Source organism: Endozoicomonas sp., assembly GCF_031844845.1.
Taxonomy (GTDB): Bacteria; Pseudomonadota; Gammaproteobacteria; order Pseudomonadales; family Endozoicomonadaceae; genus Endozoicomonas.
The window spans coordinates 1-8,037 of record NZ_JAVRMB020000255.1; the positions used below are offsets into that span (position 1 = coordinate 1).

Annotated in this window: 8 protein-coding genes and 5 tRNA genes; 9 read left to right on the forward strand and 4 right to left on the reverse strand. The window is 48.5% G+C overall.

The features are described 5' to 3' along the window. The coding region (locus RM811_RS13765; RefSeq protein ID WP_402525274.1) for a peroxiredoxin at positions 1-516 on the reverse strand (516 nt) is incomplete at its 3' end. Between the two features lie 206 nt (positions 517-722). Here RM811_RS13765 and dapA point away from each other — a divergent pair. Together dapA and bamC are read left to right on the forward strand one after the other, a co-directional pair. Further along, the gene (dapA, locus tag RM811_RS13770) at positions 723-1,598 is read left to right on the forward strand and encodes a 4-hydroxy-tetrahydrodipicolinate synthase (protein WP_402525277.1); all 876 of its coding nucleotides are present in this window, start codon (positions 723-725) and stop codon (positions 1,596-1,598) included. 26 nt (positions 1,599-1,624) lie between these two features. Then, positions 1,625-2,794, forward strand: coding sequence for an outer membrane protein assembly factor BamC (gene bamC / locus RM811_RS13775; protein WP_402525279.1), 1,170 nt, complete (start codon positions 1,625-1,627; stop codon positions 2,792-2,794). Between the two features lie 44 nt (positions 2,795-2,838). Here bamC and RM811_RS13780 read toward each other — a convergent pair whose 3' ends face one another. Then, positions 2,839-3,945: a phosphoribosylaminoimidazolesuccinocarboxamide synthase gene (locus RM811_RS13780; protein ID WP_402525282.1), complete on the reverse strand. Its 1,107-nt coding sequence runs from the start codon at positions 3,943-3,945 to the stop codon at positions 2,839-2,841. An 881-nt stretch (positions 3,946-4,826) separates the two neighbouring features. On the opposite strand from RM811_RS13780, the gene RM811_RS13785 reads away from it, so the two are divergent. Further along, positions 4,827-5,690: a co-chaperone YbbN gene (locus tag RM811_RS13785; protein WP_402525284.1), complete on the forward strand. Its 864-nt coding sequence runs from the start codon at positions 4,827-4,829 to the stop codon at positions 5,688-5,690. An 82-nt stretch (positions 5,691-5,772) separates the two neighbouring features. Here the strand turns inward: RM811_RS13785 and rdgC are convergent, their stop codons facing one another. After that, a complete protein-coding gene (gene rdgC / locus RM811_RS13790) occupies positions 5,773-6,744 on the reverse strand; it encodes a recombination-associated protein RdgC (RefSeq protein ID WP_402525287.1) in 972 nt (323 codons plus the stop codon). 67 nt (positions 6,745-6,811) lie between these two features. Here rdgC and RM811_RS13795 point away from each other — a divergent pair, with 67 nt between their 5' ends. The 6 genes from RM811_RS13795 (at position 6,812) to RM811_RS13820 (ending at position 7,704) form a co-directional block, all read left to right on the forward strand. Continuing rightward, complete coding sequence (locus RM811_RS13795; protein ID WP_402525289.1) at positions 6,812-6,949, forward strand: hypothetical protein; 138 nt, start codon at positions 6,812-6,814, stop codon at positions 6,947-6,949. An 89-nt stretch (positions 6,950-7,038) separates the two neighbouring features. Further along, positions 7,039-7,114: transfer RNA gene (locus RM811_RS13800), tRNA-Val, on the forward strand. Positions 7,115-7,150: 36 nt separating this feature from the next. Further along, positions 7,151-7,227 (forward strand) — tRNA-Asp (locus tag RM811_RS13805). Positions 7,228-7,376: 149 nt separating this feature from the next. Then, positions 7,377-7,453 (forward strand) — tRNA-Asp (locus RM811_RS13810). A gap of 52 nt (positions 7,454-7,505) precedes the next feature. Continuing rightward, positions 7,506-7,581: transfer RNA gene (locus RM811_RS13815), tRNA-Val, on the forward strand. Positions 7,582-7,627: 46 nt separating this feature from the next. Then, positions 7,628-7,704, forward strand: a tRNA-Asp gene (locus tag RM811_RS13820). A 154-nt stretch (positions 7,705-7,858) separates the two neighbouring features. On the opposite strand, the gene RM811_RS13825 is transcribed toward RM811_RS13820, so the two are convergent. Continuing rightward, the coding region (locus RM811_RS13825) for an IS1 family transposase (protein WP_402525291.1) at positions 7,859-8,037 on the reverse strand (179 nt) is incomplete at its 5' end.

Genomic DNA, 8,037 nt, shown 5'->3' on the forward strand with positions numbered 1-8,037 from the left:
AGTCTCAGTCACAGCCGGAGTAGGAGCCGGAGTCGAAACAGGAGCCTCTGTATCGACCATCTGAGCTGCCTGCAACACATCGTCAACATGGCCTTTGATACGAACCTTGCGCCACTCGTGCTGGAGGGTGCCATTACTGTCGATCAGGAATGTGCTGCGTTCAATACCCATGTACTCCTTGCCATACATCTGCTTGAGCTTGATAACATCAAACAGTTTGCACAGGGTTTCATCGGTGTCTGATATCAGTTCGAAAGGGAACTCATGTTTGGCCCGGAAGTTGTCATGATCCTTCATACCATCTTTGGATACCCCAAAAACCAGGGTGTCTGATGCCTGAAACTCCTTATAAAGGTCTCTGAATGCCTGTCCCTCGCTGGTGCAGCCGGGTGTATTGTCTTTTGGGTAGAAAAACAGTACGACTTTGCGGCCTTTGAGTTCAGAGAGTTTAACCGTAGTGTTACTGGTTGCCTGGCCAGTAAAGTCAGGAACGGGTTGGCCCAGAGTTACGCTCATGTTTTATCCTTAGTCGTTCTCATTAGTCATTATTTAATTCAGAGGAATAGTTTAAACCATCGCTGACCAAAAGGCAGGTTCGGGAGGTGGTTTCCAACAATTATGGCTATTTCTGGCAGGAGCCGGCCCATGGATGGATTTCGGCCTTGTGAATATAAAGGGGCATCAGTAACATTACGCAAGATTTTGCCTTTAGGAGTGAACTGATGATTACCGGGAGCCTGGTGGCAATTGTTACCCCCATGTATGGTAATGGTGAGCTGGACTGGGAGAGTATGCATGCGCTAGTTGAGCATCATATTGACCAGGGAACAGATGGGATTGTCGTGGTCGGTACCACGGGAGAGTCAGCTACTCTGACGGTGCAGGAGCATTGTGAAGCCATTAAACGAATGGTGGATCAGGTTAATGGCCGGATTCCTGTGATTGCCGGTACTGGTGCTAACTCTACCGCCGAGGCAGTTCACCTGAGTGCAGAAGCCAAGGCGCTCGGTGTTGACGCCTGCCTGCTGGTAACTCCGTACTACAATAAGCCGACTCAGGAAGGGCTCTACCTTCATTACAAAACCGTAGCCGAGTCGGTTGCCATTCCCCAGATTCTCTATAATGTACCGGGTCGAACGGCGGTGGACCTGTTGCCAGAGACCATTGGCCGACTCAGTCCGCTGGATAATATTGTCGGTGTTAAGGAAGCAACGGGTATTGTTGAGCGTGGCAGGCAGATTCGTGAGCTGTGTGGTGATGATTTTGCTATCTACTCGGGTGATGACGCCACGGGTATGGAGTTAATGCTGCAGGGCGCCAACGGTGTTATCTCTGTGGTTAATAATGTGGCGCCAAAGCTAATGCATGAATTGTGCGTGGCTGCCATTGCCGGTGATCGTAGTAGTGCGGAAGCGCTTAATGCACGTATAGAAGCATTAAGCAGTAAGCTCTTTCTGGAGGCGAATCCGATTCCGGTAAAGTGGGCGTTAAAGGAAATGGGGGTGATCAAGGGCGGTATTCGTTTGCCATTGACTCCCTTCTCGGAGTGTTATCACTCGGATGTTAGAAGTGCACTGCAAAAGGCGGGGTTGATTTGATGGTCTCAGGTCAAAGGATAAGTGGATTGAAGAGGCACACCCGGTTGAGCCTTCGAGCTATAAAGAGCCTGACGATGGTTATCGGTGTGGTAGCCCTGACAGGTTGTGCCAATCCTTTTGGTCAGGAGGGCTATATACGGGATCGGGCCGGGGATTATACCGAAGCGCAGGCCTCAGTGCCGGTTAAGCTGCCTGAGAATACCCAGTCCCGTGAGCTGGGTGATATTCTGGTGATTCCTGAAATCAGCCAGTCCAGTGAGAATCTGTCCAGGGATTTTGAGGTTCCACGGCCATCTCAGAGATTGATGATGAAAGAGGGGGATAACTATAGCCTGGAGCGTAATGGTACTCAGGAGTGGTTGTCTGTTGACCGGGGGCCGGCAGAAGTCTGGCCGGGTGTGTTGGCCTACATTGATGAGCTGGGTGTTGGCATTACCACGAAAAATCCGGTCAAAGGGGTTATTGAAACGGACTGGAATGATTTTGGGAAAGATAAAGAACACGGTGTGATGTATCGAACACTGGGTAAATTATTTGGTGTCGATGACCTTGATCCCATGGAAGACCGCTTTCGCTTTGAAGTGCGCAGTGGGTTGAAGGACCGATCCACAGAAGTGCATGTTTCTCATCAGGGGCGTCCCCTCGCTAAAAAGGGGAAAGAGTCTGCTTCCTCGCTGCAATGGGATAATCTTGGTGAGCGCAGCAACCGTCTGGATAATGGGGTGCTGGCTGAACTGCTGGTGTTCCTGGCCAGAAGTGAAGCTAAATCATCAATATCCCTTCAGGCGCAGAGTCTTGATGTAGGCGCACTGGCAGAGCTGGGACGGGATGGTAATGGTAATCCAGTACTAACTGTTCGTGGCCTCTCTTATGCGAGGGTGTGGGATGCTGTTTCCAGTGCTTTGGATACGGCAGGTCTTAAGGTGGTGGATCGCAACCGTTCTGCGGGACTCTTTTATCTGGCGGATGGTGTTCCTCAGTTGCAGCAGTCCGAAAAGAAAAAGAGTTTCTGGTCAGGTTGGTTTAGCGATGATGAAGAGGAAAGTGACGTTTCTGATGAAGGGAAGACGCTGACAGTACGAGTCAGTAACTACTCTGAAGTGGTTCAGTTGTCGGTAGAGAAAGACGTGAACACATCGGCATCTGTGGATGTGAGCAATCGTCTTCTCAAGGTGATACAGGATAATCTTCAATAAAAAAAGCAGGCGTTAGCCTGCTTTTTTATGTCCTTAATAATGGATTAATCATCAATTAATCCATATTCGCTTTTCAGTATTTCAATAATCTCAGACTTCGGGTTTTCTGACAGTATCAATGGCTGGCCGGTAATTTTTTCAGCAATGTCTGTATAGGTTTTTGAAAGTGCCATAAATGCACTTTCTGGCAGTGCATTGTCCCGTGCCAGGCTTTCGCGTTCAGGCATTCTGTTCTTGTTGAGCAGGATGTCCGGGTCCGGGAAATGGTTGAGCAGGAACTGTCTGAAGCTCTCTTTTGAGTTTTCAATGACTTTACCCCGTCGATAAGCTTCTCCGTCCCAGATTCTGGATGAGTCCGGAGTACCCACTTCATCCATATAAATCAGTTTCTCCTGACCGCTGGCGTCGGTGACGTAGCCAAATTCAAATTTCGTGTCGACGAATATCTGGTCGAGATCGGCAAGCTCTTTGCTGATGAGCTCAAAACCTTCTTTTAAAAGGGCTTCATAGCGATCAATATCTTCCGCGCAGCGGAAGTTGAAGGCAACAAAATTATCGTCGAGGTTCTGGCGGGTAATATTGACATCGTCTGCCTCTGGAACCCCGGGGATGCCCTTTAAAATGCCTTTAGTGGACGGGGTAATCAGGATTTCCGGCAGCTTCTGGTCCTGTTTCAGACCTTCCGGCAGGCGGATACCACAGAACTCACGTTCCCCCCTACTGTATGAACGCCACATGGAGCCGGTAATGTATTGGCGACTGATGGCTTCAACCATGACGGGCCGGGCTTTTTGTACAATCCATACCAGGGGATGAGGGATATCCAGGATATGGCTTTGCGCAAGGCCGTGTTCTTTGAATAAGTGGAACCAGTGGTTGGAAATGGCATTAAGTGCCGCACCTTTTCCCGGAACGCCTTTCAGGCCTCCTTCTCCATGCCAGATGCAATCAAATGCACTGATGCGGTCGGAGATCACCATGATCGCCAAGGGCGCATCCGAGGCCACATCGTATGCTCTTTCTTTTATAAGGCGCCGACTGTCGGACTCGGTTAGCCAGTAGACTGAGCGGACTTTGCCCGAATGAATGGGAAGATGGGTTCGAATCGGCAGATCGTTGTTAACGGCTAATACCTTATCAGTAAGACTCATTGCAGCTCCCTGTTTATATTCCCGGAGGTTTGAATTGTCGGTTTGCCGTGAAAGAAAAGCGTTGAACCACAAAGACACAAAGGCACAAAGTTTTTAAAAGTGCTTTTCTTTCATAGCCTGAGGGTGACGAACCATCGTCATGAGTATTTGTGTCCAACGACCATGGATATTCAGAGCCGGAATAATAGCAAATAACCCTAATTGGCTGTACAGGAAAAACAGGCGAATGGCTTTGCTGTCCGTTCTGCTGATTGCCTGAAGGCGGTAAAACAGGCTTATTCTCTTAATAACTGTTGGTTATTAGCCGTAGAGGGTGGAATTGAGCGACTGCCTCCTTGAAACCCTTGGCTGCAGGGTTTTGTCAATATTTTTATGCACAAATGTCAAGCTATTGACGAGGGTTTTTTTTCTGGCGTCATAAGTTACTGATTTTGTAAGTAGTTATCCTAAGTCATTGAAAAATATGATAAAAAAATAGATCAAAAAATGATCAGTTTGATAAAGGGGTAGTAAACATCGGTCTTTGTGACACGTTGTGTTGGGTCATCCACAAACTTATCCACAGATTCTGTGGGTAAATCAAAATTAAACACTGTCAGATGTTCGTCCTTTGTACAAAATGCTATTAATTCCAAGATATTCTTAAAGAAACAGGTGATGCTGTCGGAGCAGGGTTCTCAGGGTTGGCGGCGAAGTGGTTAATCACATCGCTTTTCAGGCAGTATTTTTGAGAAAGTTGAAGGCAAAAAAAGTGATAGAAGCCTTACTGTTCCGGGCGGGTGTTATTATCATTCTCCGATGATTTAGAGTTGCACTCTGATAGTTACACCCATACATAAGTGCAGTATTGTGTCAGCAGGATTTTCAAGGTGGTTAATGTGATGAATGAACAGAGCTTCGTGGTGGATGTTACCGAAGCGAATATCCAGGAAGTACTGCAGCAATCGGTAGAACAGCCGGTTCTTCTTTATATAGGTATGGAAAGTGATCCTGTCTGTTCACAGCAGCTGAGCATTCTGGAAAGCCTTGTCGCTACTTATCAGGGCAAATTGATCCTGGCCAGGGTTCAGGCTGAGAAAGAACAGGCGCTGGCGCAGCAGCTGGTCAATCAGTTACAGGTAAGAGCACTGCCGGGACAGGTTATTCTGCATAAGGGGAAGCCGGTTCAGGTGTTTAGTGGTCCCCAGACGGAGGATGTTCTCCGTGAAGTGCTGGACCCATTGACCATGAGCCCGGCGGACATGATCCGCCAGCAGGTTGAAGCGTTGATGGCTGAGGGAGAGGCCGGGCAGGCTCTGGATATGCTTCAGAATATTCTCAGGGATGAACCTGATAATCATGCATTACAGGTGCTTCAGGTTAATTTGCTGCTGGAATTGGGGCGTATAGATGAAGCCCGGCAACTGATGTCAGTGCTACCGGTTGATGCTGAAGGTATTGCTCAGCCGAAGGCGAAATTATCATTTTATGAAATGGTGGCGGATGCGCCGGTTCGGAATGAGCTGGAGGCTCGACTGGCTGAAGATGACAATGATCATGAAGCCCGTTATCAGTTAGCCATTCGCCTTGTTATTGCTGATGAGAGTGAAGAGGCTCTGGAACAGCTGTTAACCATTGTTCGTCGTGATCGTGAATTTCGTGAAGATGGTGCCAGATTGCTGATGTTGACAGTATTTGATCAGTTGGGGCAGGGTGACTCCATCGCCAAACGTTATCGCGTCAAGCTGTTTGGTTTGATGCATTGATATTTGAACCACGAAGAGCACGAAGAGCACGAAGTTAAAAATCTTTTCTTTGTGCTCTTCGTGACCTTCGTGGTTCCAGGTCTTAAGCTGTTTCTTTTTCCGGAACTTCTATCGAGAAGCTGGCTATCTCGCTTCTTTCCAGGGCTTCTTCACTCATTCCACCCAGATAGTCCATCAGTTCATCAAGCATCTGCTGCAGTGTCAGAGTCATCAGTGAGAAGTCAGCATCAAACTGCTCGGCTGCCGTATCGGCATTCACTTCATCAAGCTGCTCCTGAATGGAGTCCGTAAACTTCAGTTTGCGAATGACCAGATCATCTCCCAGAACAAAGCTCAGGGCGTCATTCCAGATCAGCGCCATTTTACTCACCTGCTTACCCGCCTGCAGGTGGACATCAACCTCTTCACCAACCAGTTCCTGTTTGCTGACCTTGACCTGGCCACCCTCATCACCGGGTTCCCGTAACTCACATTCATTGCCCAGCACCAGTTTATCGGGCAGTGGGATTTCCTGTGCCAGCCAGCGGGTCATGGCATAAGAAGGCATGTTTTTCAGTGGTGGGTTAACCACCGGCAGGCTTCCCAGGCATTCACGAAGGCAGGAGGTAAGCTCTTCTGCCTTTTTAAATGAGGAGGCATCCACCACCAGCCAACCGTTGGCAGAATCGATGTAAGCAAAGGTATTCTGACAACGGGTAAATGCTTTGGGTAGCAGCTCCATAAGAACATCGTCTTTTAATGCTTTTTTTTCTTTGCTGAAAACCTGGCGATCCTGTTCCTGCTCTATTTGTTCAGCGCGTTCTTCAACCGCCTCCCGGATAACACTGGCGGGCAGGATTTTTTCTTCCTTACGGGCCGTGATCATCACAAAACCGCTGGCGGCATGAGTCAGCAGGTCACCATGCTTACCTAAAGGAGGCACCCAGCCGTAGGTGCTCATGTCCTGACTGCCACAACTGCGGAAGCGTTTTTGTTTCAGTTTTTCCTCCAGCTCTTCAGTGGTGACTTTAAAAGGCTGGGTAAAGCGGTAAAAGATAAGGTTTGTGAACCACATGATCGTTCTAGAATCCTGTTGATGGGAAGTACAGCTATGTCCATGTTCTGGGCTGCGCTTCCGGCTCATGGCTATTTATGACCATGAATTCATGGCTATCACTGAGTTCATGGTCATAGGGAAAGGCTACATGGTAGCAAACCCTGACCAGAAAATAGCAGCCAGAGTGAATAAAGAAAAAGTGGCAATGAAAAAAAGTATCTAATAGCGGTTGCGTATCAAAGGGTTAGCTGCTTATAATTCGCCGCGTTGTTGAGAGGGGGGACAGACGCCGCTTCTTTCAGTCAATGGTCAGGGTGATTAGCTCAGCTGGGAGAGCGTCTGCTTTACACGCAGAATGTCGGCGGTTCGATCCCGTCATCACCCACCAGGTTCCCGATACCTTATAAAGGTGTTGGAAAGCAGCGGACTGGTAGTTCAGTTGGTTAGAATGCCGGCCTGTCACGCCGGAGGTCGCGGGTTCGAGCCCCGTCCGGTCCGCCATATAAATTTGTTGATAAGTCGGGTTGAACGGTTGGCATCAGCTAATGGTTGACCCGGGTGGAAGTTCTGGTAATGTCTTTCTCCTGCTGTCATTAATGGTGACAGAAAAATGATTTTCCTGTTTGTGATTTCAGGCAGAAAAGTTTTGCGGACTGGTAGTTCAGTTGGTTAGAATGCCGGCCTGTCACGCCGGAGGTCGCGGGTTCGAGTCCCGTCCGGTCCGCCACTATCTTGCGATATTCTTGCAATAGATAGCATTGTGACGTTTTAGAAGTTTTGGGTGATTAGCTCAGCTGGGAGAGCGTCTGCTTTACACGCAGAATGTCGGCGGTTCGATCCCGTCATCACCCACCAATCTAGATACTGGTTTCCTGATACTGGAAACCAGGTGCTAGACAGCGGACTGGTAGTTCAGTTGGTTAGAATGCCGGCCTGTCACGCCGGAGGTCGCGGGTTCGAGCCCCGTCCGGTCCGCCATACATTGAAACCCTAGCGACATTTGTCGTTGGGGTTTTGTTGTATTTGAGCCTACGTATAGGGGCTTTTTTGTATTACCCGCAGTCGCAGTTTTCAGCCTTCGTCGTTTAACATCAAATTTGCACGTTTTTCCGGTAGTGGGCCAAATGTGTGGTCAAGCATAAATATCTACCCCAAATTCAAGCGCGTTAACCAGTAATCCAATGACAATATCGTGCATCTTCTCAAGCTTGGAAAAGCATATACTCTTTCTCGCTAACCGTTTGATCCATGTTCTGAAATTCAAATTCTTACGTTCAATTTTCTGAGTGTTTCTCTTGCCAATCTCATGCT